The sequence below is a fragment of the Microlunatus spumicola genome (genome assembly GCF_039536445.1).
Classification (GTDB): domain Bacteria; phylum Actinomycetota; class Actinomycetes; order Propionibacteriales; family Propionibacteriaceae; genus Microlunatus; species Microlunatus spumicola.
This window is the reverse complement of record NZ_BAAAYR010000001.1, coordinates 1,309,680-1,335,126: the sequence shown is the minus strand read 5'-3', so window position 1 is coordinate 1,335,126 and position 25,447 is coordinate 1,309,680. Positions and strand designations below refer to the sequence as shown.

General features: G+C 73.4%; 27 protein-coding genes. 15 read left to right on the top strand and 12 right to left on the bottom strand.

Going from position 1 to position 25,447, the window contains the following annotated elements:
* Nucleotides 1–25: 25 nt before the first annotated feature.
* Both ABD665_RS06030 and ABD665_RS06025 read right to left on the bottom strand, forming a co-directional pair.
* Nucleotides 26–937 carry a CPBP family glutamic-type intramembrane protease gene (locus ABD665_RS06030; protein ID WP_204911782.1) on the bottom strand — a complete coding sequence of 304 codons (912 nt, stop codon included), beginning with the start codon at nt 935–937 and terminating at the stop codon, nt 26–28.
* Nucleotides 938–1,030: 93 nt separating this feature from the next.
* The gene (locus ABD665_RS06025) at nt 1,031–1,906 is read right to left on the bottom strand and encodes a VOC family protein (protein WP_204911783.1); all 876 of its coding nucleotides are present in this window, start codon (nt 1,904–1,906) and stop codon (nt 1,031–1,033) included.
* Nucleotides 1,907–1,990: 84 nt separating this feature from the next.
* On the opposite strand from ABD665_RS06025, the gene ABD665_RS06020 reads away from it, so the two are divergent.
* Nucleotides 1,991–2,479, top strand: a complete 489-nt coding sequence (locus ABD665_RS06020; protein WP_204911784.1) for a MarR family transcriptional regulator — start codon at nt 1,991–1,993, stop codon at nt 2,477–2,479.
* A 9-nt stretch (nt 2,480–2,488) separates the two neighbouring features.
* On the opposite strand, the gene ABD665_RS06015 is transcribed toward ABD665_RS06020, so the two are convergent.
* A complete protein-coding gene (locus tag ABD665_RS06015) occupies nt 2,489–3,142 on the bottom strand; it encodes an ANTAR domain-containing protein (protein WP_204911785.1) in 654 nt (217 codons plus the stop codon).
* Between the two features lie 286 nt (nt 3,143–3,428).
* A complete protein-coding gene (locus ABD665_RS06010; RefSeq protein WP_204911786.1) occupies nt 3,429–3,671 on the bottom strand; it encodes a hypothetical protein in 243 nt (80 codons plus the stop codon).
* A 381-nt stretch (nt 3,672–4,052) separates the two neighbouring features.
* Between ABD665_RS06010 and ABD665_RS06005 the strand changes: the two genes are divergently transcribed.
* Entirely contained in the window at nt 4,053–4,391 is a 339-nt protein-coding gene (locus ABD665_RS06005) for an ANTAR domain-containing protein (protein WP_204911787.1), read from the top strand.
* Entirely contained in the window at nt 4,388–5,158 is a 771-nt protein-coding gene (locus tag ABD665_RS06000; protein ID WP_204911788.1) for an ANTAR domain-containing protein, read from the top strand. The genes ABD665_RS06005 and ABD665_RS06000 overlap by 4 nt, the downstream gene beginning before the upstream one ends.
* Before the next feature lie 48 nt (nt 5,159–5,206).
* On the opposite strand, the gene ABD665_RS05995 is transcribed toward ABD665_RS06000, so the two are convergent.
* From ABD665_RS05995 to ABD665_RS05975, 5 genes are all read right to left on the bottom strand, one after another.
* The gene (locus ABD665_RS05995) at nt 5,207–5,881 is read right to left on the bottom strand and encodes a DUF6766 family protein (protein WP_204911789.1); all 675 of its coding nucleotides are present in this window, start codon (nt 5,879–5,881) and stop codon (nt 5,207–5,209) included.
* Nucleotides 5,882–5,972: 91 nt separating this feature from the next.
* Nucleotides 5,973–6,365, bottom strand: a complete 393-nt coding sequence (locus ABD665_RS05990; protein WP_204911790.1) for a hypothetical protein — start codon at nt 6,363–6,365, stop codon at nt 5,973–5,975.
* 74 nt (nt 6,366–6,439) lie between these two features.
* On the bottom strand, nt 6,440–7,255 hold the full coding sequence (locus ABD665_RS05985; protein WP_204911791.1) for an ABC transporter permease subunit: 816 nt from the start codon (nt 7,253–7,255) through the stop codon (nt 6,440–6,442).
* Nucleotides 7,252–8,196 carry an ABC transporter permease subunit gene (locus ABD665_RS05980; protein ID WP_204911792.1) on the bottom strand — a complete coding sequence of 315 codons (945 nt, stop codon included), beginning with the start codon at nt 8,194–8,196 and terminating at the stop codon, nt 7,252–7,254. The genes ABD665_RS05985 and ABD665_RS05980 overlap by 4 nt, the downstream gene beginning before the upstream one ends.
* Nucleotides 8,197–8,273: 77 nt before the next feature.
* Nucleotides 8,274–9,677: an extracellular solute-binding protein gene (locus ABD665_RS05975; RefSeq protein ID WP_204911793.1), complete on the bottom strand. Its 1,404-nt coding sequence runs from the start codon at nt 9,675–9,677 to the stop codon at nt 8,274–8,276.
* Nucleotides 9,678–10,042: 365 nt separating this feature from the next.
* Here ABD665_RS05975 and ABD665_RS05970 point away from each other — a divergent pair, with 365 nt between their 5' ends.
* Genes ABD665_RS05970 through ABD665_RS05955 form a run of 4 tightly spaced genes read left to right on the top strand, consistent with a single transcriptional unit; the run spans nt 10,043 to nt 15,202 of the window.
* Entirely contained in the window at nt 10,043–10,882 is an 840-nt protein-coding gene (locus ABD665_RS05970; RefSeq protein WP_204911794.1) for a class II fructose-bisphosphate aldolase, read from the top strand.
* Between the two features lie 17 nt (nt 10,883–10,899).
* Nucleotides 10,900–12,345 (top strand): FGGY family carbohydrate kinase, encoded by a 1,446-nt coding sequence (locus ABD665_RS05965; protein WP_204911795.1) that lies wholly within the window; start codon nt 10,900–10,902, stop codon nt 12,343–12,345.
* A gap of 52 nt (nt 12,346–12,397) precedes the next feature.
* Nucleotides 12,398–13,819, top strand: coding sequence for an FGGY family carbohydrate kinase (locus tag ABD665_RS05960; RefSeq protein WP_204911796.1), 1,422 nt, complete (start codon nt 12,398–12,400; stop codon nt 13,817–13,819).
* 48 nt (nt 13,820–13,867) lie between these two features.
* On the top strand, nt 13,868–15,202 hold the full coding sequence (locus tag ABD665_RS05955) for an FGGY family carbohydrate kinase (RefSeq protein ID WP_204911797.1): 1,335 nt from the start codon (nt 13,868–13,870) through the stop codon (nt 15,200–15,202).
* A gap of 31 nt (nt 15,203–15,233) precedes the next feature.
* On the opposite strand, the gene ABD665_RS05950 is transcribed toward ABD665_RS05955, so the two are convergent.
* Complete coding sequence (locus ABD665_RS05950; RefSeq protein ID WP_204911798.1) at nt 15,234–15,986, bottom strand: UTRA domain-containing protein; 753 nt, start codon at nt 15,984–15,986, stop codon at nt 15,234–15,236.
* A gap of 159 nt (nt 15,987–16,145) precedes the next feature.
* On the opposite strand from ABD665_RS05950, the gene ABD665_RS05945 reads away from it, so the two are divergent.
* From ABD665_RS05945 to ABD665_RS05920, 6 genes are all read left to right on the top strand, one after another.
* Nucleotides 16,146–17,147, top strand: a complete 1,002-nt coding sequence (locus ABD665_RS05945; protein WP_204911799.1) for an alcohol dehydrogenase catalytic domain-containing protein — start codon at nt 16,146–16,148, stop codon at nt 17,145–17,147.
* 123 nt (nt 17,148–17,270) lie between these two features.
* Nucleotides 17,271–18,815, top strand: a complete 1,545-nt coding sequence (locus tag ABD665_RS05940) for a glycosyltransferase (RefSeq protein ID WP_204911800.1) — start codon at nt 17,271–17,273, stop codon at nt 18,813–18,815.
* A gap of 11 nt (nt 18,816–18,826) precedes the next feature.
* Nucleotides 18,827–19,336 carry a putative immunity protein gene (locus tag ABD665_RS05935; protein WP_344741435.1) on the top strand — a complete coding sequence of 170 codons (510 nt, stop codon included), beginning with the start codon at nt 18,827–18,829 and terminating at the stop codon, nt 19,334–19,336.
* Nucleotides 19,337–19,346: 10 nt separating this feature from the next.
* A complete protein-coding gene (locus tag ABD665_RS05930) occupies nt 19,347–20,084 on the top strand; it encodes an SDR family oxidoreductase (RefSeq protein ID WP_204911802.1) in 738 nt (245 codons plus the stop codon).
* A gap of 312 nt (nt 20,085–20,396) precedes the next feature.
* The gene (locus ABD665_RS05925; protein ID WP_204911803.1) at nt 20,397–21,905 is read left to right on the top strand and encodes an endonuclease/exonuclease/phosphatase family protein; all 1,509 of its coding nucleotides are present in this window, start codon (nt 20,397–20,399) and stop codon (nt 21,903–21,905) included.
* A gap of 159 nt (nt 21,906–22,064) precedes the next feature.
* Complete coding sequence (locus tag ABD665_RS05920) at nt 22,065–22,346, top strand: hypothetical protein (RefSeq protein WP_204911804.1); 282 nt, start codon at nt 22,065–22,067, stop codon at nt 22,344–22,346.
* A gap of 44 nt (nt 22,347–22,390) precedes the next feature.
* Here ABD665_RS05920 and ABD665_RS05915 read toward each other — a convergent pair whose 3' ends face one another.
* Together ABD665_RS05915 and ABD665_RS05910 are read right to left on the bottom strand one after the other, a co-directional pair.
* Entirely contained in the window at nt 22,391–23,356 is a 966-nt protein-coding gene (locus ABD665_RS05915; RefSeq protein WP_204911805.1) for a cyclase family protein, read from the bottom strand.
* A 63-nt stretch (nt 23,357–23,419) separates the two neighbouring features.
* Complete coding sequence (locus ABD665_RS05910) at nt 23,420–24,232, bottom strand: SDR family oxidoreductase (RefSeq protein WP_204911806.1); 813 nt, start codon at nt 24,230–24,232, stop codon at nt 23,420–23,422.
* A gap of 35 nt (nt 24,233–24,267) precedes the next feature.
* Here ABD665_RS05910 and ABD665_RS05905 point away from each other — a divergent pair, with 35 nt between their 5' ends.
* Together ABD665_RS05905 and ABD665_RS05900 are read left to right on the top strand one after the other, a co-directional pair.
* A complete protein-coding gene (locus ABD665_RS05905) occupies nt 24,268–24,714 on the top strand; it encodes a MarR family transcriptional regulator (protein ID WP_204911807.1) in 447 nt (148 codons plus the stop codon).
* A gap of 99 nt (nt 24,715–24,813) precedes the next feature.
* On the top strand, nt 24,814–25,398 hold the full coding sequence (locus ABD665_RS05900; RefSeq protein ID WP_204911808.1) for a cyclophilin-like fold protein: 585 nt from the start codon (nt 24,814–24,816) through the stop codon (nt 25,396–25,398).
* Nucleotides 25,399–25,447 lie beyond the last annotated feature (49 nt).

The following is a 25,447-nucleotide window of genomic DNA, read 5'->3' as shown; positions in this document are numbered from 1 at the left end:
TCCGTACGCGCGGCCGGCCCGGGCGTCAGGACGAGGCCGTGCCGGGACGGGCCCAGCGGAAGGCGCGGGTCGCGACGAGCCCGCCGATGACGACGGCGAGCAGCAGCCAGCCCACCCAGCCGAGCACCGAGGGGGCGACGCCGGCGGCGGGGGCGAAGGCCGCCAGCAGCGTCCCGCCGCTCGCGTTGAGGGCGCCGTGCGCGAAGGCGGACGGGTAGACCGACGCCGACCGCATCCGCAGCCAGCCGAAGAGCACGCCCATCAGGATCGTCGTGACCGTCATCATGATCAGCGCCGACGGGTCCATGGTGCCGTAGTTGTAGCCGAGCAGCACCAGCGGCGCGTGCCACGGACCCCACGCCAGCCCGGAGAGCACCAGCGCCTTCCCGGTGCCGAGCGGACGCAGCGCCCGCAGCAGGAACCCGCGCCAGCCGATCTCCTCGCCCAGCGCGGCCACGGTCACCACCAGGCCGAGCAGCTGCATCGACACGAGCGACGACCAGGCGCCCCCGGTGACCTGCAGCGGCGTCACGCCCAGCACCCAGGCGAGCACGATGGCCAGCGCGCCGAGCACCTGCACGCCGACGAAGCCGAGCAGCGCGTAGCCCAGCGTGCGGCGCCAGGGCCGCACCGGGGTGAGCCCGAGGAACCGGGCCGGGTGCGCCGGCCGGACGACGGCGAGCGTCGCCACCAGGGCGGCCAGCGTAGGCGTGGCCATGACGGCGAGGCCGAGGGGCAGGAAGAGCGGGTTCGCCAGGCCGCCGCTGCGCCACAACGGCAGGGCGATCAGCCAGCCGCCGCCGTACGCGACCACGAGGAAGGTGAGGACGGCGGCCCACGGGACGCGTCGCTCGGGCGGGGTCGCCTCGGGCGAGAGGGCGGTCGGGTCGTCCGTCCGGCCGGGGCCGGGCGGTGGTGTGGTTCCGGTGATGATCATGGGTCCACGCTAGGGAGCCGGAGGGGGTCCCGGCATCGCGCGCACGGGGGAGATCGGCCTCCCCCAAAGGTCGGAGGCGGGCCCCCGCGCGGGTCAGGCAGCGCGGACCGAGACCTCGATGCGGTTCGCCCACGGGTCCTCGAACGAGACGGTGCGGCCGTCGTCGGCCAGCGGCACGCGGTGGTGGCCGAGGCGCTCGCCGAGGGCCCCGAGGTCGTCGGCGTCGGGCAGCTCGATGCGCACCAGCCCGAGCCCGAGCGTCGCTCGACGCCGGCCTGCGCCCGCGCTGTTCCAGGTGTTCATGGCCATGTGGTGGTGGTAGCGCCCCGCGCTGACGAACAGCGCCTGGCCCCGCCACTCCGACGTCGTCTCGAAGCCCAGCTGGTCGACGTAGAAGCTGCGCGCCGTGTCGACGTCGCCGACGCAGAGGTGGACGTGCCCGACGCTGGCCGGACGCTGGTCGGCCGTGGCCACGGCCACCGGGTCGAGGTGCTCGCGCAGGTAGGTGTTCGGGTCGAGGAAGAGGCTGTCCATCTCGATCCGCCCGTGCGTCCAGCTCCACCGCGTACGGTCGCGGTCCCAGTAGAGCTCGACGCCGTTGCCCTCGGGGTCGGTGAAGTAGAAGGCCTTGCTGACCAGGTGGTCGGCGCTGCCGGTGAAGGACCCCGGGTGCCGCACGGCGACCTCGTGGACGGCGGCGGCCAGGTCCGCCTCCGTCTCGAAGAGCACGGCCGTGTGGAAGAGCCCGGCCTGCCGGGCGCCCGCCCGCCGCAGCTCGGGTGCGTGCTCGAGGACCACGAGCGGGGTCCCGCCGCGCCCGAGGACGACCGTCCCGTCGTGCGCGGACTGGACGGCGAGCCGGACGGCGTCGCGGTAGTAGGCCGTCATCGCGTCGAGGTCGGCGACCCGGAGCGTGACCGCCCCCATGCGGGTGTCCGGCGCGAGCAGGTCGGCGGGGGAGAGCGTCATGTCCGGTCCTTCGATAGTTGTACCTACAACCATCAGGCTACTCGAGATTGGTTGTGGCTACAACCAAGGCGCTACCCTCGCACCGTGGACGAGCAGTGGTTGTCGGAGGAGGAGCAGCAGGCGTGGCGCCGGCTGGCGGCCGTGCTCGAGCTCCTGCCCGGCGCGCTGGACGCCCAGCTGGTCCGCGACGCGGGGCTGACCCACTTCGACTACCTCGCGCTGGCGATGCTCTCCGAGGCGCCGGACCGCGCGCTGCGGATGTCGGCGCTGGCGGCCGGGACGAACGCGACCCTCGCGCGGCTGTCTAACGTGGTGCGCCGGTTGGAGGGCCGGGGGCTCGTGCGCCGGGTCCCGTCGCCCGACGACGGCCGCGCGACCGACGTGGTCCTGACCGCCGCGGGGTGGGACAAGGTCGTCGGGACCGCGCCCGGCCACGTGGCGACCGTCCGGCGCCTCGTCTTCGACGCGCTCGACCCGGCCCAGGTCGACCAGCTCCGCGTGATCGGCGAGCAGCTGCTCGCCCGCCTCGACCCCGACCACCGCATGCTGGCCCTGCAGCAGCCGGGTACCTGAAGCCTCGGCTCAGGCCTCGAAGCGCTTGCCCGCCTGCGGCGCCTCACCGGTGACGTGCACGATCAGGTCGATCGCGACCTCCCGCAGCCGCCGATGCGTCGACTGGGACTGACGGCGGAGCAGGTCGAACGCCACGGTCGACGTGCAGCGCTGCTGGGCCATGATGATGCCGAGCGCCTGGTCGATCACGCCCCGTGAGTCGAGGGCCTGCTCGAGGTGGCCGCGCACCTCGTCGTCGTGGAGGCGCTGGTCCGCGAGCCGGAGCGCACCGGCCGCCTGGGCCGCGACGAGCTCCAGCTCACGCCGGCGCTCGGGGGTGAAGCTGTGCGGCGCGGCGAACGAGTAGAGGTTCATCGCCCCGAACGGCCCCGCGCCGAGGGTCAGCGGGAGGCTCAGCGAGGACCGCAGCCCCTGCCGACGGGCGCGCTCGACGTAGCCCGGCCATCGGGTCTCCGTGTCGAGGTCGTCCATCGCCACGAGCTCGCCGGTGTGCAGGGAGTGCAGGCACGGTCCCTCGCTCATGGAGTACTGGGTCTCGTCGATGGAGCGGGCGCGGTCGTCGCTCGAGGCGACGGTCGTGGCCTCGCCCTCGCGCTGGACGGTGATCCCGCACGAGGTGTCCGGCACGACGCTCGCGGCGGTGTGTACCAGCTCGTTCAGCAAAGAGGTCAGACTTCCCACCGCCAACATCAACGACTGCACCCGCGCGAACACGTCCGCGAGGTGCGAACCCGGCATCTCGTCCTGCACTGCTCCTCCTGTCCGACCCCGTGCGCGACGGGGTCGTGGCCTCGGCCCCACGGGGGACGGCCGGCGGGGCAGGCGCACCCGGAAGACCGTCGGCGCGCCCTCTCTTAGCCGTCCGGCGTCCGGGCAAACGCCTGGGGCGGGCTCCCGGCGACAGGGCCGGACGGGCCGGGCCGCGCACGGGGCCCGGCCCGTCGCGTCCTCAGGCGCCCTGCGGGGACGTGTTGTCGGTGCCGCCGAGCCGGGCCAGGAAGTCGTGGCACTGCTGGGCCCGCTCGGAGTCCTGCGCCATGACCTTCTCGAAGAACGAGGCGATGTCGTCCTGGCCCGCGTTGCGCGCGTCGCGGACGTACTGGCCGTAGTCGTGCCCGGCCTTCAGCGAGTGGTACTGCAACGAGATCAGGTCGAACGTCACGTCGTCGAACCCGGTTTCGCCTGTCGCCATCGACGGTCTCCCTCCGTGGTCGCGCGTCCGGTCGACGCGCTGCTGGTGGGGCATACCCGACCGCCTCCCGATGACGCGGGCGTGTCGCACGTCGCACGGGCTTGAAGGGACCGTCGGCCTGCCTAGACTTTCCGGCGGCTGGGAGAAGCCGCAGGCGCAAGCCTGCCGTCCGTCCGCGCGAACCTTCGTGGAGCTCCTCTCGTGTCACCTCACCTCCCCCCGGTCGGTCCTGACGACCGGTCCGGCCCCGGCTCTGTCCCCGGCACCGCCCAGGGCCCGACCTCCTCCGCACCCGTCGACCGACCGCCCGCGGGTGCGGCGCCGGCTTCGCGCCTCTGGGACCGCCTCAGCGAGGCCGAGCGGCGCCGTCAGCTGGACGCCATGGACCCGGACCACGTCCGCTCGCTGGCGGCGACGATGCCCTTGATCGAGCAGGCCAAGGGCATCCTCATGGGCTGCTACGGCTGCGACCCGACGGCGGCCTTCGCCGTGCTCGACCGGGTCTCCTCGGCCCGCAACCTCAAGCTCCGCGACCTCGCAGGCCTGGTGGTCGCCGCGGCGAGCACCTCGGTGGGGGCGGCCCCGCCCGACGCCCCGTCGCCCTGCGACCAGGTCCGGCGGGTCCTGCAGGAGCCGCCTCCGGCGGTCGAGGTCTCGACCCCGCCCCGGTCGGGTAGGGGCACGGGCAGCGGACCGACCGACAGGAAGGGTGGCCGATGAGCACCTCCTCGCCCCCGACGGGCGACCGCTCCACCTCCGACGAGCAGCAGGGCGCGGGGTCCGGCGCGACCGCGCGGTTCCTGCTCGCCGTCGGGCAGGAGGTGGGCGCGGGCCGGGTGACGCCGGCCGCCCTCGCCCGGGCCGCCGTACGGGTCCTGCCCGTCGACGCCGCGGGGCTCTCGATGATGGTCAACGTGCTCCGGCTGCCCCTGGGGGCGAGCAGCGACGAGGCGGCCCAGGCCGAGGAGCTGCAGTCGACGCTCGGCGAGGGCCCGTGCCTCGACGCCGCAGAGGCGCAGGCCGAGCTCGTCGCGGACCGCGCGGACCTGGAGGTGCGCTGGCCGCTCTACGCCGAGGAGCTCGTGGGAACCACGCCCTACCGGGCCGTCGCCGCCATCCCGCTGCGGGCGCCGGGCGGCGGCATCTTCGCGGCGCTCGACCTCTACTCGGTCGGTGACCGGCTGCGCGAGCGGCTGGACCTGGCCGAGGTCGACCAGGTCCGCGACCCCGTCGCCGCCCTGCTCAGCGGCTGCGTGCAGGAGGTCGGCGAGGACGGGGAGAGCCAGCCCGCGTGGTACCGCGAGGCCGCGGGCCGGCGCCACGAGGTGTGGGTCGCGATCGGGATGGTCGTGGCGACCCGCGGGGGCCGCCGGCGCGACGCGCTCAGCCTGCTCCGCGCGTACGCCTACAGCCGGTCCCGCAGCCTCGACGACCTCGCCGCCGACATCGTCGACGGCCGCCTCTCCCTGACCGAGCTCACCGACTGAGGCCCGGTCCCGGGGACCGGCCCCGTCGTGGACCTGCGCGCTCCCGACCTAGGCGTCGTCGCCGGTCGCGTCGTGCGGTGCGCCGACGGGCTTGGACTCCGGCGACCCCCGCTGGCGCAGGAAGATCGAGAGCGCGGCCATCGCCGCCACCGCGAGGAACTCGGACTGCCAGTTCTGCAGCGTGCGGCTCCAGAAGTCGGCCGAGGTGACGTAGCCCGCCCAGCTCACCGGGTCCTCGTACGCGCTCAGCTGCTCGGCGTTGTAGGAGGCGCGGCCGGCGACGGACTGGGCGAGCCAGCAGAGCAGGAAGATCGTCCCCATCGTCAGGCCCAGCGAGCTCGAGCAGACCCGCAGGCGCCACCCACCCGCGCGAGCCCAGGCGGGGGAGCGGGGACCGGCGTGGACCCCGACCCGCTGCTCCTCGTCGGTCCCGCGCCCGCCGTGCCCCGGTTTCTTCGACTCGCTCGACCCCTTCTGCACGAACCAGACCGTGGCGAGGACGTAGAGGAAGAACTGCAGGAACTCCGACTGCCAGTTCTCGGCGACGTCGGTGGCGAAGTCGGACGACAGCAGGTACTGCGCGTAGCTGATCGCCTCCTGCCCGTCGGCGACCTGCTGGCCGTTGTGCTGCGCCAGTCCGGCGACCGACTGCCCGACGAGCGCGAGCAGCAGGAGCCCCCCGAAGAACAGGGTCAGCGCGTTCTCGCGCAGGAAGGTCCTCATCGCGTCACCGCTGCAGCAGCCCGATGGTGATCATGTACGCCAGACCGACCGCGATGAAGATCAACGTCCCCCAGAACACGGTGCGCACGGCTCACGCCCTGACCCGGCAGGCGTACGGCTGGTCCGGGCGGGGCGTGCATCCCGCGCCGGTGACGCGCCACCCGTCGCCGAGCTCGGCGAGGAAGATCACCTGGCTCGACAGCCGGACCTGCGCCTCCCCGCCCCAGACCTCGGTGGACCGGACGGCGTCGCCCGGCAGGTCGAGCGCGAGCAGCGCCTCGGCGCACGGGCGGGCGGCCGCCGCCTCCAGCCGCTCCCGCGCCTCGTCGGACAGCAGGGCGCAGGCCGCGGGGCTGTCCTGCGCGGCCACCGCCCGCTGGAACGCCGTCGCCGCGGACAGCACGGCGGGCTCCTCGCTCGACCCGCACCCGAGCAGCACCAGCACCGGGACGACGCCCGTCGCCGCCTTTGACCACCTGCCCATGCCGCCTCCTGCCTCCCCGTTTCGGGAGGTCCTACCCAGGTCGGGGCACGGCGAGTCAGGTCAACCGGCGGTGGTCACTTGACGGCGCCGAACAGCAGGCCGCGGACCAGGGACTTCTGCGCCGCCCAGCCCGCGATGATCACCGGCAGGCTGACGAGCGTCGCGATGGCGGCGACGTGCGCGGTGTAGAGCTCGCCGAAGCTGAGGAACTTCTGCAGGAAGAGCGGGAGGGTCGACTTCGACGTGGTCAGGTTCACGGCGAAGAAGTACTCGTTCCAGGAGAAGACCGCGCAGAGCAGGGCGGTCGAGGCGAGCCCAGGCCGGATCAGCGGCAGGATGATCGACCGCATCGTCCGCCACCCGGCCGACCCGTCGACCGACGCGGCCTCCAGGACCTCGCCCGGGATCTCCTGCATGAACGACCGGATCATCCAGATGCCCAGCGGCAGGTTCATCCCGATGTGCATGAGCACGAGGATGGTGATGGTGTTCAGGAGCCCGAGCGCGCTGGCCACGATGTAGATCGGGATGATGCCCGCGGCGATCGGCATCATCTTGGTCGAGATGAAGAAGAAGAGGACGTCCTGGGCCTTGGCGACGGGCCGGACCGACAGGGCGTACGCGGCGGGCACGGCGAGCGCGAGGACGACGAGCGTGGAGACCACGACGACGACCAGCGAGTTCACGACGTACGGGCCGATCCCCGCCTCGACCGCCTCGACGTAGTTGTCGAGGGTCGGGCGGAAGAAGAACGTCGGGGTCGGGCTGGCCGCCGTCGTCTCGTCCTGCAGGCTCTTGATCACCATGTAGAAGATCGGGAAGAAGAGCACGAGGCTGCCGACCCAGCCGCCGACGGCGATGCCGCCCTTCGTGAGCACGTTCGACCTCATCGGCGTCCCTCCGCCTGGAAGATGCCCGAGAGCAGCCGCAGCGCCGGGGAGACCAGGGCGATCGTCAGCACGAGGGCGACGACGCCCAGGGCCGAGGCGAAGCCGAAGTCGAAGGCGTTGAACGCTTTCAGGTAGATGTAGTAGGTGATGTTCGTGGTGGCGTAGGCCGGCCCACCCGCGCTGAGCAGGGCGATCTCGCCGAACGTCTGGATGAGGTTCATCGCCAGCAGCAGCGCCGCCAGCTCGATGAACGGGCGCAGGTGGGGCACCGTGATGAAGCGGAAGCGCCGCAGCGGCCCCGCGCCGTCGACCTGGGCGGCCTCGAGCTGGTCCTGCGGAGCGCCCTGCAGCCCGGCGAGCATGATCAGCAGACCGAACGGCGTGAAGCGCCAGGTCAGCAGGACGACCAGGGCGAGGAGCGGGTAGTCGCTCAGCCAGGAGACGGACGGCAGCCCGACCGAGCGGCTGAGGAAGCCGAAGAGGCCGAAGGTGGGGTCGAACATCGCGCTGCGCCAGAACAGGGTCACCGCGACGGGCATCGCGAAGAACGGCGTGATGGCCAACGTGCGGGCCAGCCCGCGTCCGGGGAAGCTGTGGTTGAGCGCGAGGGCCAGCAGCAGCCCCAGGCCGATGCAGAGGACCGTCGACACCCCGGTGATCAGGACCGTGTTGAGGATCGACTTCCAGAAGATCGGGTCGGTGAAGGTGTCGAGGTAGTTGCGTCCCCAGCTGAAGCCCTGGTCACCGCCGGACAGCAGGTTCCAGCGCCGGACGCTGAAGAACAGCGTCATCAGGAACGGGATCTGGGTCAGGGCGAGGGTGAAGACCAGGGCGGGCAGGAGCGGTCCGCGCAGGCGCCAGCGCTGGGCCGCGCTCGTGGCCGGCGGCGGCTTCGGAGGTGCGATGACCTGCCCGGGAGCGGTCTCGAGGGTGGCAGTCATGACGGTGGTGGTCCTTCAGGGTGAGGACGGGGGCGGAGCCGCCCGGGACGACCGGGCGGCTCCGCGGGGCCGGTGGGCTACTTGAGGAGGCCGGCGGTCTTGACCGCCTTGGTCGTGTAGTCCTGGCTCTTCTGGAGCGCTTCCTGCACGGTCTGGGTGCCGGCGATGGCGCCCGCGACCTGCTGGGAGGTGTAGTCGCCGATGTCCACGAACTCGGGGATCTGCACGTACTGCACGCCGGTGTAGGGGACCGGCTGGACCGTCGGCGCCTTGGGCGTCGCCTCGTTGATCGACCGCAGGGTCAGGTCGGCGTAGCTCGCGGCGGCCTTCTTGTACTCGGGGATCTCGTAGGTCGACTTCCGCGACCCCGGCGGGATGGAGTCCCAGCCCGCCTTCTCGCCGGCGAGCTTGATGTAGTCCTTGCTCGTCACCCAGGAGATGAACTTCCACGACGCGTCCGCGTTCTTGGACGACTTGGTGATGCCGAGGCCCCACGACCACAGCCAGCCGGACGGCTTGCCGCTCGGCCCGGTCGGCGCCATCGCGAAGCCGAGGTTGTCCTTCACCTCGGGCGTGGCCTGGTCGATGACCGAGCCCGCGAAGACGGTGTCGTCGTACCACATGGCGGTCTTGCCCTGACTCATCTGCTGCAGGCAGCCCTCCCAGCCGTCCTTCGCCGCGTCGGCCTGCCCGTACTTGCGCAGCGAGTCGACGTACATCTGCACGGCCCGCTCCGTCTCCGGGCTGGTCAGCTGCGGGTTCCAGCTCTCGTCGAACCAGCGGCCGCCGTAGGTGTTGATCACGGTCGTGACCGCGGCCAGGTTCTGGCCCCAGCCGGGCAGCCCGCGCAGGCACAGCCCGGAGACGCCGTCCGCCTTGTCGTCCATCTTCGCCGCGGCGGCCTGCACCTCGTCCCAGGTCGGGGTCTCCGGGATGGTCACGCCGGCCTTCTTGGCCAGGTCCTTGCGGTAGAAGAGGAAGGACGACGAGCCGTAGAACGGGGCTCCGTAGAGCTTGCCGTCCTGGCCCGACACCACGTCCTTGATCGGGGTCGTCAGGTCCGCGGCGTCCCAGGCGGTGTCCTTCGCGACGTAGTCGTCGAGCGGGACGAGCCACCCCTTCTGCGCCCAGATCGGCACCTCGTACGCGCCGACCATCGCGACGTCGAACTGCCCGGCGTTGGTCGCGACGTCCTTGGTGACGGCGGGGCGCAGGTCGTTCTCCGGCAGGGTCGTGAACTTGACCTTGATGCCCGGGTTCTTGGCCTCGAAGTCGCTGATCAGCGACTCGGCGGTCTTCATCTGCGGGTTCGCGGCGAGCGCGACGTTGATGGTCACGTCCCCGCCGCTGCCGGCCGGTCCGCCGCCGGTGCCCCCGCTGCCGTCTGTCGTGCAGGCGGCGAGCGGCACCACCGCGACCGCGGCCGCCGCGAGCGTCGCGGTCAGCCGGGTCGCCCGGCGTCGTGGAAGTGGAAAGCGCATCGTTGGACCCCTGTTCCCTGTGCCCGGAGGCAAACTGTACGTACAAGCCATACTGGTCGGACAGGTAGAAGTATCTGGACGGTCCGTGCGGCTGTCAACCACCAGCTCGTGACGCAGGAGGCGTACGCACGGTCGCCGCACGACCGCAGGGGTCGGGTCGTCCGGCGTGCGGTTGTCAGGGGCCCGATGTTCCAAGTACGGTCTGTCCGTACCAGCTAGGAGCGGGCATCGTCACACCGTGCGCCGAGCAGGCCCACCCGTGCGTCGCCGGCGGCGGGAGACGCGGACACTTCACCTCCTGGCGCTCGTCACGGGCGCCAGCGCCACCAGGCCCGGGACCGCCGGGGCCACGAAAGGACCGGCACATGCCACTGGTCAGCGGGCACGCCGTCATCGCCGAGTGCACCTCGCGCAACCTCGTCGCGGGCGCCTTCAACACCACGAACCTCGAGACGACGATGGGCATCGTCCGGGCGGTCGAGCGCGTCGGCGTCCCGACCTTCATCCAGTGCGCCCCGACCAACGCGGTGCTGTCCGGGTTCGAGTACATCCACGACCTCGTGTCGCGGCGCCTGGCCGACTGCGAGGTGCCCGTCGCCCTCCACCTCGACCACGGGAAGTCGATCCGGGCGGTGGAGGACGCGCTGGCGGCGCGCTTCACCTCGATCATGATCGACGCCTCCGAGGAGCCGTACGAGGAGAACGTCGCCACCTCGGCGCGGGCGCGGGAGCTGTGCGGCCCGGACATCGCCCTGGAGGCCGAGCTCGGCAGCATCGGCGGCAAGGAGGACGAGGTGGGTGCCGACCTGGCGGACGCCACGGACCCGGCCCAGGTGGCCGCCTTCGTCGACGCCGTCGGGTGCGACATGCTCGCCGTCTCCGTGGGCAACGTGCACGGCCACGCCCCGGACGCGCGGATCGACTTCGCCCGGCTCGAGGAGGTGCGGCGCGAGAGCCCCGTGCCGCTGGTGATCCACGGCGGGTCCGGCCTGCCGGCCGAGCAGCTCGCGCGGCTCCACGAGTTCGGCGTGGTCAAGGTCAACGTCGCGAGCGACCTGCGCAACGCCATGATCAGGACGTTCGGCGAGGCCTGGGTGGCCAACCCCGACGAGGTCTCGCTGATCCGCGTCTCCACGCACGCGGTGGCCGCGGTCGCCGACGTCGTCGAGCGGCGGATCCGGATGTTCAACCCGTCGGCGAAGTAGCGGGGGGAGTGGGCGCCGTGGTGCTCTCCACCATCACGGTCGACGTCGGGACGACGAGCGTCAAGCTGTGCCTCTTCGGCGCGGACGGGGAGCTGCTCGCCTCGGCCCGCCGACCGACGCCGACCGTGCCGGACGAGGTCGGGGAGGTGTACGACCTGCCCGAGGTCCTGGCGTGCGTCACGACCTTCGTGCAGGGCCTGCCGCCCGACCGGCGCGCCGAGGTCGCGCGGATCGCCCTGACCGGGGTTGGGGAGTCCGGCGGCCTGGTCCGCGCCGACACCAGCCTCGCGTCACCGATGATCCTGTGGCACGACCAGCGCGGCCTCGACCGCCTGGCCCGGCTGACCCCCGAGCAGCGCCGCCGCGTCTACCGGGTGACCGGTCTGCCGGTGAGCGGGAACTACGCGCTCTCGAAGGTGGCCTGGGCGGTCGAACGGGCCGTCGACGCCGACGGCGCGCTCTGGCTCAACGTGAGCGAGCACCTGGCCGCCCTGATGACCGGCGAGCGGTGGGCCGAGCCCTCCCTGGCGAGCCGCACGATGGCGCTCGACCTCTCGACGCGGACGTGGTCCCCGGAGGTCTGCGCGATGGTCGGGCTGGACGTCGGCGTCTTCCCCCCGCTTCGGGCGGCGTCCGAGGGCCGACCGGTCACCGCGGACTTCGCACAGGTCGTGGGGCTCGGTCCGGACGTGCTCGTCCACGTCGCGGGCCACGACCACATGGTCGGGGCGGCCGGTGCGGACCTCGGTCCCGGGGAGCTGCTCAACTCCACGGGGACCACGGAGGGCCTGCTGCTCCTGCAGGACGCGCCGAGCCTGGACGAGCGGACCGAACGCACCCGGCTCGCGAACGGGCTCGCGTGCGCAGGGCCGGGCTGGACGCTCTTCGCCTCCATCCCCACCGGCGGTTCCGCCTTCGCGACCCTGCAGGGGCTGCTGGGGCTCGACGCGGACCGGCTGTCGGCGTACGTCCTCGACCTGCACGCCCGCTACGTGCGTGACGAGCTCGACCTCGAGGCGGCTCCTCTGGTGCTGCCGCAGTTCCGCGGGAGCCCGCCCCCGCGCAAGGACCCGACGGCCCGCGGCCTCGTCTCCGGCCTGGGGTCGGGCACGACGGCCGAGGAGCTCGTGCTCGGCTGCTTCCTGGGCCTGGTGCTGCAGCAGAGCGACGTGCTGGAGCTCTTCCCGAGCGCTGCGCGGCGGGTCAAGGTCATCGGGCCGGCGAGCGGCAACCCGCTCTGGCTGCAGCTCAAGGCCGATCTGCTGGGCACCCCGCTGAGCGCCTCGCGGTTCCCCGAAGTCGTGTCCCGCGGCGCGCAGGCCCTGGCGAGCGGGACGACCGGGAGCTGGGAGCAGACGGAGCCCCGCGACGTCGACGTCGACCCCCGGCGCCACGCCCGGCTGGCCGAGTGGCGGGACGCGGTGCGGCCTCGTTGGGAGCACCTGAAGGCGACCCCCGCATGAGCGCCGGCGTGAGCACCCGTGCGCGCCGCGCCGCACGGGGAGGGCGGCGACCGTGACCCTCGTCGCCGGCATCGACTCCTCCACCCAGAGCTGCAAGGTGACCGTGCGCGACCTGGCCACCGGTGCGCAGGTCCGGCACGGCACGGCACCGCACCCGACGGAGACGGTGGTCGACCCGGAGGCGTGGTGGGACGCGCTGCTCACGGCCGTGCGCCGGGCCGGCGGGCTCGACGACGTGGCGGCGCTCTCCGTCAGCGGCCAGCAGCACACCCCGGTCTTCCTCGACGCGGACGGTGCCGTGGTGTGCCCGTCCCCGCTGTGGAACGACACCGGGTCCCACCCGCACATGGTGGCGCTCAACGCCGAGCTGGGCCGGTCGGAGTGGATCCTGCGGACCGGGCTGCCGCTCACGCTGTCCGACACGGCGGCGAAGGTGCGCTGGCTGCGCGACACCGATCCGGCCGCAGCGAGCCGGACCGCCGCCGTGGGCGTGGTCCACGACTGGTTGACCTGGCGGCTGCGGGGGCACGGCCCGGGTTCCGGCGGTGTCGGGCTGCTCACGACCGACCGGTCGGAGGCCAGCGGGACCGCGTACTGGTCGCCGGACACGGGCGAGTACTGCACCGACCTCTTCGTGCACGCCTTCGGCCGGTCCTGCCTGCTCCCCGCGGTGCTCGGTCCGCTCGACCGGGCCGGCGTCACCGGGTCGGGGATCCCTGGCGTCCCCGCCGGCCTCCCGATCGGCGTCGGGGGCGGGGACAACGCGGCCGCCGCTCTCGCGCTCGGGCTCGACGACGGGGACGCGGTGATGTCGCTCGGCACGTCCGGCGTGGTCTACACCCGCTCGGCCGCGCCGGTCCACGACCTCGGCGGTTACGTCTGCAGCTACGCCGACGCGACCGGGCACCACCTGCCGCTGGTCGCCACCCTCAACGCGGCGCGCAACTTCAACGCGGGGGCCACGCTGCTCGGGTGCAGCCACGAGGAGCTCTCCGAGCTCGCCCTGCAGGCCCGTCCGGGTGCCGACGGCCTCACGCTGCTGCCCTTCTTCGAGGGTGAGCGCACCCCCGACCTCCCGCACGCCCGGGCCTCGCTGCACAACGCCTCGCTCTCCAGCCTCACCCGGAGCAACTTCGCGCGGGCGGTCGTCGAGGGCACGGTCGCGAGCCAGGTGACCATGCTCGAGGCGCTGGACGCCTGCGGCCTTGCGCCCGTCCGGCTGCTCCTCATCGGTGGGGCGGCCGCGAGCCCGGCGGTGCGGACCGTCCTCACCCAGATGGTCGACCTGCCCGTCGCGGTGCCGCAGTCCGACGAGTACGTCACCCGCGGGGCGGCGATGCAGGCGGCCGGGGCGCTGGAGGGCGCGTTCCCCACCTGGCCCGTCGTCGTGGAGGATCTGCCCGTCGTGCCGCTCGAGAAGCAGATCGGCGAGCAGCACAAGGCCGCGATGGCGGCGTCCGGCTACGACGGCTGAGCACGGGAAGGGCGGGCACCGCTCTCCGGGAACGAGGAGGCTGGGCGGATGGCTGACGCTCGGCGAACTCCCGTGGCCTGCGGCGTCGACGTCGGCAGCACCAACGTCAAGGTCGTCGTCCTCGACCGGGACGGACGGGTCCTCGCCCGGGCGAGCAGCCCGACGCCGCGCGACACCTCGGGGCTCTCGGTCGAGTCCCTCGCGCTCGTCGACCTCGTCGAGCGTCTCGTGCTGAAGGTCTGCGGCGACGTCCACGAGGTCCACGCCGTCTGCACGGTCGGCATGGGGGAGGACGGGATGCTCCTCGACGCCGACCTGGTCCCGCTGTCGTCCGCCCTGTCGTGGTTCGACCCGCGCCGGCAGGGCGTCGTGCGCACGCTCCGCGCCCGGCTCGACGACGACCAGGCCTTCGACGCCGCGGACGACGCCGCCCGGACGATGGTGGGCTGGGCCTGGGCCCGCGAGCAGCCCGGTGCCGAGGCGGGGGTGGCCTGGGTCGCGGTCGCCGACCTGGTCGCCGTGCGCTGGACGGGGCGGCCGTTCCTGAGCGACACGCTCGCGTCCCGCACCGGCGCCTGGCGGGCGTCCAGCCGGACGTGGGCCCCCGGCCGGGTCGCGGCGTCCCTCGGTCCCGTGGACCTGCTGCCCGCGGTGCTGCCCGCGGGCGACGTCGTCGGGCGGCTCCGCTCGTCCCGGCTGCGGGCGGCCGGTGCGGTCGCCGACGGAGCGGTCGTCGTCGCCGGCGGGCACGACCACCCCGTGGGCGGGTGGGCGGTCGACCGGTTGCTGCCCGGGAGCGTGCTCGACTCGATGGGGACCGCGGAGGTCGTGGTCGCCCAGTCGCGGCTGCCGCCGCCGCTCGTCCACCCCGACGTGGACGTCGCGCCCGGGATCCGGTCGACGGGGACGACCGTGCTGCGCGTGGTCGAGCTCGCCCGGAACGCGGCGTGGGCGGCGCAGGACCCCGACGTCGCCCGCTGGATGACCGCCCTGGTGGAGGGGACCGCGCGTCCCGAGCCCGTGCTGGAGTCCGGCTACTTCCGCCCCGGCGGACGCGGTGGTCGGCCCCCGTCGTACCGGGTCGACGCGCCGCGGGCCCCGTACGCCCGGGCGTCCGCCGTGCTCGGCGCCCTCGCCTGCGCCGGTCGTACGGCGGTCGACGCCGTGTCGGGCGACGTCGGCGGGCCTCCCCGGGTGCGGGCGGCGGGCGGCTGGTCGCGCTCGCCGGGCTGGATGGAGATCAAGCAGGCCGTGAACCGCCACCGATCGGACGCGCTCGTCGAGCCGGAGGTCACCGCGGTGGGCGCGGCCTGCCTGGCCGCCCTCGCCGTCGGCTGGGACCCGGACCCGGCCGTCGCGCTCGGAGAGCCTGGGACCGCCTGAGCGGAGGCTGTCGCCCGGCCGGCGACGTCGATCAGCTGGCGACGATGTTGACCTCGAGCGGCACGGTGTCGGTCAGCACCCACGTCTGGTAGTAGTCGAAGCGCCGCTCGTTCTGGTCCCACGACAGCGACCGGATGCGGAGCACGGGCTCGCCCGGCTCGATGTCGAGGTGCCGGGCGACGTCCTGGGGAGCGTGCGTCGCGTGGATGACGCGGCGGGCGCCCTGGATCACGAAGCCGGCCGAACGCAGGGTGACGTTGACCGACCCGGTGCCGTCCAGCACGTCCTGGGCCGCGGCGATCACGGCGCCGCTGCCGCTCGGGAACCAGTTGGTGCTGAACAGGGCCGGCCGGCCCTCGAGCGAGCGGGCCCGGTCGAGGGTGAAGACCTTCTCGTCGGCCGCCAGCCCCAGCGCCTCGGAGACGTGCAGCGGCGGCACCCGGAAGCCGGCGTCCACGACGGTGGTCTGGATGCCGGTCCGTCCGTGCCGGATCTGCGACTCGAGGAAGCCCTCGGTGTCCTGCACCAGCCAGCCCGAGGGGGCGCCCGGCGTCGCGGCGAACACGCCGCGTCGGGGCACCCGCCGGGCGAACCCGTCGGACTCGAGCCGCGACATCGTCTGCCGCACCGTCGCGCGGGAGAGGCGGAAGTCCCGGCTCAGCTCCAGCTCGCTGGGCAGCCGCTCGTCGACGGGGATGTCGCCGCTGACGATGCGGCTCTTGAGGATGTCGAAGAGCTGCTCGTAGTAGGGGACCGGAGAGGTCCTGTCGATCGTCTCCGACACCGTCGCCTCCTGGGCCACCACGGACCGGAGACCGGTCGCCGTTCGTCTTGTCCGTACAGTCTAGACAGATCGGACCGCCCAAGACTAGGTTGGGCGGCCTCCCCACGGGTCCCGTGACCCCGCAGCGGGACCCGGCGACCGACAGGACGGTACCCGTACGTGCCCACCACCATGCGAGCTGTGCAGGCGGACGGCCGCGGCGGCGTCCACCTCCGCGAGCTGCCCGTGCCCCGCGCCGAGGAGGGGTGGGTCGTCATCGCGCCGGTCGGCACCGGCGTCTGCGGCACCGACCTCCACCTCGTGGCCGGCGACTACCCGCACGGCCGGTTCCCCGTCGTGCCGGGCCACGAGTTCGCGGGCCACGTCACCGAGGTCGGGCCGGGCGTCGTCGGGCTCGCCGAGGGTGACTACGTGGGCGTGAACCCGAACATCAGCTGCACCCGGTGCACGTGGTGCAGGCGCGGTGCCACCAACCTCTGCGTGGACCTGCGCCCCGTGGGCATCGCCGTCGACGGTTCCTGCGCGGAGCTCGTCGCCGTCCCGAGCCGCATCGTGACCGCGCTCTCGACGTCCGTCGCGCACCGCGCGGCGCCACTGATCGAGCCGTTCGCCTGCGTGCTGCACGCGCTCGAGCGGGCACCGGGCTGGACCGACGAGGAGGTCGTCGTCTTCGGCGCCGGGTCGATCGGGCTCATGGCCGTCGTCCTGGGCCGCGCCGAGGGGAGCGCCGGGATCCGGGTCGTCGAGCCCGACGCGGCCCGGCGCGCCGCGGCGCTCGACCTCGGGGCGGTCCAGGCGGTCGGCTCCGTCGAGGAGCTCGACCGCCAGGTGTACGACCTCGTTATCGACGCGAGCGGGCACCCCGCGGCGATCACGGCGGCCCTGGGGGCGCTGGGCCCGCGCGGTCGGCTCGTCCAGATGGGCGTCGCCTCGCCGACGGCCGCGGTCGCGCTCAGCCCGTACGAGGTGTTCGCGAAGGAGCTCAGCGTCATCGGCTCGAACTCGCTGGCGGAGAAGTACCCCGAGGCGGCCGAGCGCATGGTCGACCTCCAGGACGCGCTCGTCAGCCTGGTCACGGCCACCTTCACCCTCGAGGACTACGCGCAGGCGCTCGCGGCGGCGACCAGCCCCGGCCAGATCAAGGTCCAGGTCGTGGCCTGACCCTTGGACGAGCTCACACCTTCAAGGTGCGCGTCGGGCCGGGAGCTTTCTTCCCCACAACCGTTTCCGGACACGCCGACCTAGCCTGCGGAGAGTTCAGGTGTTCTCAGGAAAAATACGCTCATGTCGAGCGACCCCCTGGTCCTGCGGACCGAAGAGACGCCCTGCCTGCTGTTCCCTGAGCTGTTCGCCCAGGGCGGTGGTCTGCAGCGTTCGGTCCAGGAGCGCGCGACCCTCTACGCGAAGCGGTGGGACAGGGTCTTCCTGCTGACGACGGGCTTCACCCCGAACTGGTACTCGGTGCCGACGGAGCTCAAGGAGCGCGGCAGCCTGCACCCGCGGGTCAAGGTGCGCAACTTCTTCGCCCACAGCGCGTGGACCAAGCGGCTCGGCGTGCCGCCGCTGGAGGCGTACGCGGTCCCGGGCGAGGACGACGTCGTCACGCGGGCCCAGCGGCTGAAGGGACGTGAGCCCTTCCGGCTCGCCGACTTCCGCCCCGGCGAGCGGCTGCCGTTCCGGTTCCGCTACTTCGACGCCGCCGGCGCGCCGTTCCTCACCACGTTCCCCGGGCGCGGCACCAAGCAGGAGGAGCGCGCGGTGGATCCCGCGGGCAACCGGGTGGACTGGATCCGGATCGTCAGCGACTGGGTGGACGAGGAGATCGCGGACCTGCCCCGGCCGGTCCTGTTCTCGCTCAAGCGGGGGAGCAACGACCCGGTGCTGCTGGCCTCGCGCAAGGCCTACAAGAAGGTCGCGTCGCTGCACAACTGCCACTACCGCGACCCGGACGACCGCTCGAGCGGCATGCGGCCGAGCTTCCGTCCCCTGTTCGAGCACGCCGACCAGGTCGACCAGATCGTGTGCCAGACCCAGCAGCAGCTGACCGAGCTGCGCGAGGAGGTCCCGACGGCGCCGCTGAGCGCGATCCGCTACCCGGGCCGTGACCCGCGGCAGGAGGCGGTCGAGAAGGACCCCTCGCTGGTGGTGCTGGTCTCGCAGCTGATCGAGCGCAAGCGCATCGACCACGCGATCCGGGCCTTCGCGCTGGTGGTCCGGTCGGTGCCCCACGCCCGGCTGGAGATCTACGGCCAGGGCCCGCTGCAGGACCGCCTGCAGGGCCTGGTCGACGAGCTGGGGCTGGGCGGTTCGGTCCGGCTGATGGGCTACTCGCTGGCCGTGGGCCAGGCGCAGGCGCGGGCTGCGTGCGTGCTGCTGACCTCGACCTTCGAGGGGTCGCCCCGCGTGGTGACCGAGAGCATGAGCCGGGGCACGCCGGCGGTCGCGTACGACATCCGCTACGGGCCGCGGGACCTGATCGAGGACGGCGTGGACGGGCTCCTCGTCGCCCGGCACGAGCCGGCCGCGCTGGCGGACGCGATCGTCTCGCTCGTCTCCGACCCCGCTCGCGTGGTGGAGATGGGTCGCCGGGCCGGGGAGATCGTCGAGCGGCACCGGGCGGCCGACTTCGAGCAGGCCTGGTGCGACGTCCTGACGGCTCCCCCGCGCGCGAAGGCCACCCGGAAGCCCCGGCTGCGCGACCGCCTGCGGGCCCGGACCGTCCGGCGCCTGCGCCGGCTCGCCACCGCGCTGCCGCGCGGCTACCGCCCCGAGCCCGCTGGGTCCGGGCGTCGCCGGACCGCACCCGCGCAGGCGTCGAGCGAGACGTGATCCTCTCGCCGGTGCGTGACCCACGGCTGGTCACGCTCCGGCGGGGCGGCACCCTGACCGACGAGCACCATCACGCGCTCGCGCGCTGGGCGGCGACCTGCGCCGAGGACGTCCTGACGCTCTTCGAGGCCGTGCGGCCCGACGACGACCGTCCCCGTACGGCGCTCGTGCAGGTCCGGGCCTGGGCGGCGGGGGAGGTCTCGATGACCGTGTCCCGTTCCGCCGGCGGGCACGCGATGGCGGCCGCGCGCGACCTCCGCGGGGCCGCGCGCCACGCAGCCTTCGCGGCCGGTCAGGCGGGGGTCGTGGCCCACGTCGCCGCCCACGAGCTGGGCGCGGCGGCGTACGCGATCAAGGCCGTCCGTGCCGCCGCGCATGCGGAGGAGGCCGAGGCCGCGGGTCGGCTCGAGTGCACCTGGCAGCGCGACCGGCTGCCCGCGGAGGTCCGAGAGCTCGTGCTCGACGACCAGCGGCTGCGCAACGCGCTGTGCTGGTCGGTCTTCACCGACCCGTCGTCCTAGGCTCACGGGCATGAGCGATCAGCGTCCGGTCTGCCTCGTCAGCGGTGCGTCCCGAGGGCTGGGGGCGGCCGTCGCGCGCCGGCTCGGCGCCGGGGGGTGGGCGGTCGCGGTGAGCTACCGCTCGGACGCCGCGGGTGCCGCCGCCGTGGTCGACGAGATCCGGGCCGGCGGCGGGCAGGCGGCCGCGGTGGGCGGTGACGTCACCGACGAGGCGGAGGTGACGCGGCTCGTGGCGGCCGCGGGGGCGGAGCTCGGTTCGGTGACCGCCGTGGTGGCCAACGCGACCGGCCCGCAGCCGACGGCGCCCCTGGTCGAGCTGACGTGGCGCGACTACCTCGACCAGCTCGAGTTCTTCGTGCTCAGCCCGACCCTGCTGGTCCAGGCGACGCTGCCCGCGATGCGGGCCGCCGGCGGCGGACGCCTGGTGCTGATCGGCTCCGACACGGTCGACCGGAACCTGCCCGGCACGTCGGCCTACGTCGCGGCCAAGAGCGCGCAGCTCGGCCTCGTGAAGCTCTGGGCCAAGGAGCTCGGGCCCGACCGCGTGACGGTCAACGCGGTGAACCCCGGGTGGATCCCCGTCGAGCGGCACGCCGGGTCCGACACCAGCGCGTACGAGCAGCAGGTCCCGCTCGGCCGCATGGGCGTGCCGGCGGACGTCGCCGGGGCGGTGGCCTACCTGCTCTCCGACGAGGCCGCGTTCGTCACCGGCCAGACGCTGACCGTCAACGGCGGCCACGTCCTCTGAACCTGCTCGGCTCGCTGAGCCGGCTCGACCCGCTGGACCTCCGCACGCACCCGCCCGCTCGTACGGGCCGTGACGACGCCGCCGGACGGGCCGGCGACCTCACACGCTGAAGGACCTGAACCTTAATCACGGTGTGTTCTTAGGTCTGCCCTGATACGTGCCGCTGCGCCGCAGCGATGAACCCCTCGAACGGCTGCTCACGTCGAGCAGGCCCGACGGTCAGCGCAGACCCCCCGCTGCGCCCCCTCTCACCGCACACCGGTCGGCCCCGGGTCGCTCCGGCCTGCCCCGACCCGGACCCAGGAGGCGCTCGTGCCCCACCTCACCGCCCGTCCCGTCACCCGCAGCGCCACCACCTGGGCCCGCGTGGCCCTGGTCGTCGCCCTGCTCGCCGTGACGCTGCTCGGCGCGGCCCCGCTGCGGGCGGAGGCGTACGCGCTGCGCACGCCGTCCGCGCCGAAGGTCGGGACCGCGACCACGACGACGCTCGTCGTGAAGTGGAAGGCCGTGTCGGGGGCGACGAACTACCGGGTGCAGTACTCGACGTCGAAGAAGATGACGAAGGCCAAGTACGTGCGCGAGGAGGCCACCACCACCACGCTGACGAAGCTGACCAAGGGCAAGACCTACTACGTCAAGGTGCGGGTCATCGACGAGGACGGGCACAACCTGTCCAAGTACTCCTCGGCCCTCAAGATCAAGACCCCGAAGAAGGACCCGGTGTCCTCGTCGGAGCCGACGCCGGGCCCGAGCCCCACGCCGAGCGCGACGGCCAGCCCGAGCCCTACCGCGTCGCCGACCCCGACCCCGAGCCCGAGCCCGAGCCCGACGCCGTCCCCGGCCGTCGGCGAGCCGCTCCGGGTCGCCAGCTACAACATCAAGTGCGCGAACTGCTTCTCCGGGGTCCCGAACGAGGGCACGTGGGAGCAGCGCCGTGACGCCGTCGTGGCCACGATCAAGGGCCAGCACCTCGACGTCGTCGGCCTGCAGGAGGCGGGCCAGGGCTGGCTGAAGGACGCGAACGGCAAGAGCATCTCGCTCTCGCAGTTCGAGGACCTGACCAACCGGCTCGGCGGCTCGTGGAAGCTGACGAACGTCAACCGCAACAACTGCGTGAAGTCGACGACCCCGAGCAACTGCGTCTACAAGGACCAGGGCGCGTCCCAGGACACGAAGATCATCTTCGACGCGTCGCGGGTCGAGCTGCTCGACCAGGGGTCGAAGAAGCTCCCGTTCGTCGACCCGACCGACAACGCGCGGTACGTCGCCTGGGCCCAGCTGCGGCAGCGCTCGACGGGCAACCGCTTCATGTTCGCCTCGACCCACCTCGAGCCCACCAAGGACAAGGCCGGCGAGACCGCGTTCTACGACCTGCGCCGCGAGCAGACCGAGGTCGCCCTCGCCGCCGTCGCCGACCACAACCCCGGCCGGCTGCCCGTGATGTTCGTGGGCGACCTGAACTCGAGCCGCTTCGCCCACAGCTACAGCCCGACCAACGCCCCGTACGACGTCCTCGTCAAGGGTGGCCTGGTCGACCCGCTCGGCGGCGCGGCCGGGACGACGAAGACGACGCCCGGGGCCACGGTGGTCAAGCGGATCAACACCTGGGTCGACAGCTTCAACGACTTCAACCGGGTCGTGAACACGCACAAGACCTGGATCAACGGCTCCTACATCGACTACATCTTCGTCTCGCCGACGATCAAGGTGCCCGAGTGGGAGACGGTGGTCGACATGGACGAGACCGGCCAGTTCGTCGGGACCATCCCGTCCGACCACAACCTCATCCGCGCCTCGGTCGTGCTGCCGAAGACCAGCTGACCCTGAGGCCCGCTCCGTCGCCCGGGACCCCCGTCGAGCCGCTCGTCCGAGCGGTGGGGCGTCTCGGGCGACGGGTCGTCCGGGGGCCGGGTCGAGCGGGTCGCGGGCGAGCAGGCCCGGGCCCGCCGGGGCGTCGTAGGCTCCCCGGGTGAGCCGACGATGAGCAAGGTCGACGCCCAGCGGGCGATGCGCGAAGCCAAGTACGCCCGGAACAACGCGAGCGGGCCGACCCGCCGGGAGGCGGCTGCGGCCGCCGGGGGAGCGGAGGCACCGACGGCCTCTCAGCCGGCCACGAAGCCGGCGAAGGCCCGGGTCGCGAAGGCCCCGGTCGAGAAGGCCGAGGCCGCGCCGACGGAGGCCCGCTGCGGCCACAGGTCGATGAACGGCCGGGAGTGCACGCGCGAGGCGAACCATCCCGAGAAGAACCACCGCTACGGCTGAGGCCCTCCGCTCCGGGGGTCGACGCAGGACGCCGCGCGGCCGGGCTAGCGGATCACCACCGGGTTGACCGGGGACCCGCTCGCACCGACGACCACCAGCGGCGCGGCCGTGTAGAGGAACGTCCACCGCCCGTCCGCCGCGCAGGCGTCGGCCAGGTCGTCCAGCCAGCAGACCTCGGTGAACGCGACGCCCAGGTTCCGCATCAGGGCGCAGTGCAGGGGCAGCTCGAGCCGCGTCCCCGGGTGGTAGGTGGCCTCGTTGGCGATCAGGTCGGTGACGAGGTTGGGGATCTCCATCCGCTGGAACCACTCGACCAGCTCGCGGCTGTAGGTCAGCCCCGGCTCGTCGAAGTCGGCGTAGAAGTCCTCGAGGCTCGAGCGGTAGAACTCGCCCATCCGCCCGGTGCGGACGACCAGGACGTCGCGATCGCTGATCGTCGTGCCCTGCGCCGCGGCGGCCGCGAGCAGGTCGTGGTGGGTGAACGTGTCACCCGGCCGCAGGGTCGGGACCCCGCGGTGCCGGGCCATGTCGATCAGCACGCCGTGCCCGACCACCCCGCGCCGGCCGATGGCGGCGACCGAGGCCTTCTCCAGGCTGCCGATGGTGGTGGCCGCGTCGTAGCCGTTCCAGATCTTCCCGTCGTACCAGAGGTGGCCGAGCGCGTCGTACTGCGTCGAGCCCTGCAGGTACATCTCGATCGTGTCGTCGGCCCAGTGGTGGCCGTCGGCCGGCTCCTCGATCTCGCCGCGGAGGAAGTGCCCCTCGTCGGCCACGGACGTCCGGACGGCCGAGGACCGGCCCGGGAAGACCGGGTCGGCCGCCACGTCCGGGGAGCCGATGGGCACCTGCAGCGTGAAGCTCTGGCCCGTCCGGATCGCCGCCGCGCCGCGTAGCGCCTCGGCCGGGGTCAGGTAGTTGAGGCTGCCGACCTCGTCGTCGTCGCCCCAGCGGCCCCAGTTCGAGGGGGCGTCAGGGCCCAGCAGCTCCGAGATGGTCCGCGGTGGCGGCATGGTGCGCGACCCTTTCGTCGGTCGTGGTCCCGGTCCCGTCCCGGGTCCGGCGGTCCCAGATTCTCACCGGGGGCGTCCGGCGCCGGCGAGGGTGCCCTGCTCCGCGAGGAACCGCCGGGCGTCGTCGGCGTCGTCGAGCGTGACCTCGCCGCTCTGCGCGAGGGCCCCGGCCGTCAGGGCGGCGGCGACGGCACCCACCTCGTCGGCACCGACCCAGCCCGGCTCGCCCGCGACGTGCCGCGTACGGACGGGGCCGAGCACCAGGGCGTGCACGCGGACGCGCGCCCCGACCTCGGCGGCCAGCACTCGCTGCATCATCAGCACCGCGGCCTGCTCCATGCTGACCAGCCCGCTGCCGGGGACCGGCCAGCGCGCGGACTGCCCGACGACGACCGTGTAGGTCCCGTCGTCGCCGAGCCGGGGCAGGGCGGCGCGCGCGACGGCCAGGTGGGTCGTGGCGAGCCGGACGAAGGCCGCGTCCCAGTCGTCCTCGTCGACCTCGGTGAGCGCGCGACCGGCCCACCAGCCGCCGATCGGGGCGACGACGGCGTCGATGCCCCCGCGCATCTCGACCATCGTGGCGGCGAGCGCCTCCGCGCCCGCGAAGCTCGTGTAGTCGTGGTGCGGCAGGTGCAGGTGCTCCGTCGCGACCGGGCCGAGGAGGTTCCGGAACTCGGCCTGGCGCTCCGCCGACCGGGTCGGGACGACGACCTCCGCCCCGGCGGCGAGGTGGGCGCGGACGATCCCCTCGCCGACCGCGCCCGTCCCACCGGGACGAGGACGCGGCGTCCGGCGAGCGAGGTGGGCGAGAGGGGCCAGGATGTGTCGGGCATGAGGTGGACCTTCCGAAAGTCGTTGGTCCCGACAACGTAACACGAGATGTTGGTCATACCAACAGACTGGAAGACACGGTGGACGACGCAGGCGCTCCGACGAGGTTGAGGTCGCTGGCCAGCTGGCAGGCCGGCCGGGTGGCGACGATCGGCGCGCGGCTCACGGCGACCCGGATGCCCCTGGAGGCCCGGTCCGACTTCGCGATCCTGGCCGCGCTGACTGAGTTCGGTGCGCTGAGCCAGGCCGACCTCGGGCGGCGCCTCGGGCTCGACCGGGCGAACGTGAACGGGATCGTGACCCGGCTCGAGCGCGACGGCCTCGTGCACCGCTCGCCGGACGCCGGTGACCGGCGGCGGCTGCTGCTGACGCCGACGGACGCGGGTTCCGCGCGCCTCGCCGAGCTCGAGCACCTCGCCACCGAGGTGCAGGGCGAGCTGCTGGCCCCGCTCGAGGCCGACGAGCGCGAGCAGCTCCGGACGCTGCTCGACAAGGTCCTGGACGCGCACCCGGCCCAGCCCGCCTGAGGTCGGGTGGGGTGTCCCGCGGGTACACCCCTCCCCAGGGTCTTCCTCGACGCCGCCGGCTCCCGTTGGCTGGGTCTCCGGACCAGCCCCAGGAGACCGATGAACCTGATGCGCCGCGTCGCCGACCTCGCCCGTGCCCGCGCACTCCGGGTGCGGCGACCCAGCCTGCTCGTGGCCCTGGCTGCGCTCACGGCCGCGACCGCGTGCTCGACGGACGGCGGGGGCGGGGCGTCCTCCCCGGCCCCGAGCGCGTCGCCCTCCTCGTCCACGCCGCCCTCGTCGTCCACGCCGTCGTCCGCGTCGTCGTCCGCCGAGCCGCCGGCGGCCGGCGTCACGCCGATCCGCGTCGTGGTGGGGGACCGGGCGTACGCGGGCGAGCTCGACGACAACCCGACGGCCCGGGACCTGGTCGACCAGCTGCCGCTCACGGTCACCTTCGACGACCTGCACGGGATCGAGAAGACGGGTCCGCTGCCACGGGCCCTGACCATCGACGGTGCGCCGCGCGGCTCCGACCCGGAGGTCGGCGAGATCGGCTACTACGCCCCCGGCCGCGACCTCGTCCTCTACTACGGCGACATGGGCTACTACGCCGGCATCGTCCGGATCGGGCGGTTCAGCACGAGCATCGCCGACCTGGCCGACGAGGCCGACGGGTTCCAGGCCCGGGTCGAACTCGCCTGAGCGAGGGTGGACGCACTCGTGCACCCGGAGGAACGTGGGAGCCAGGCAT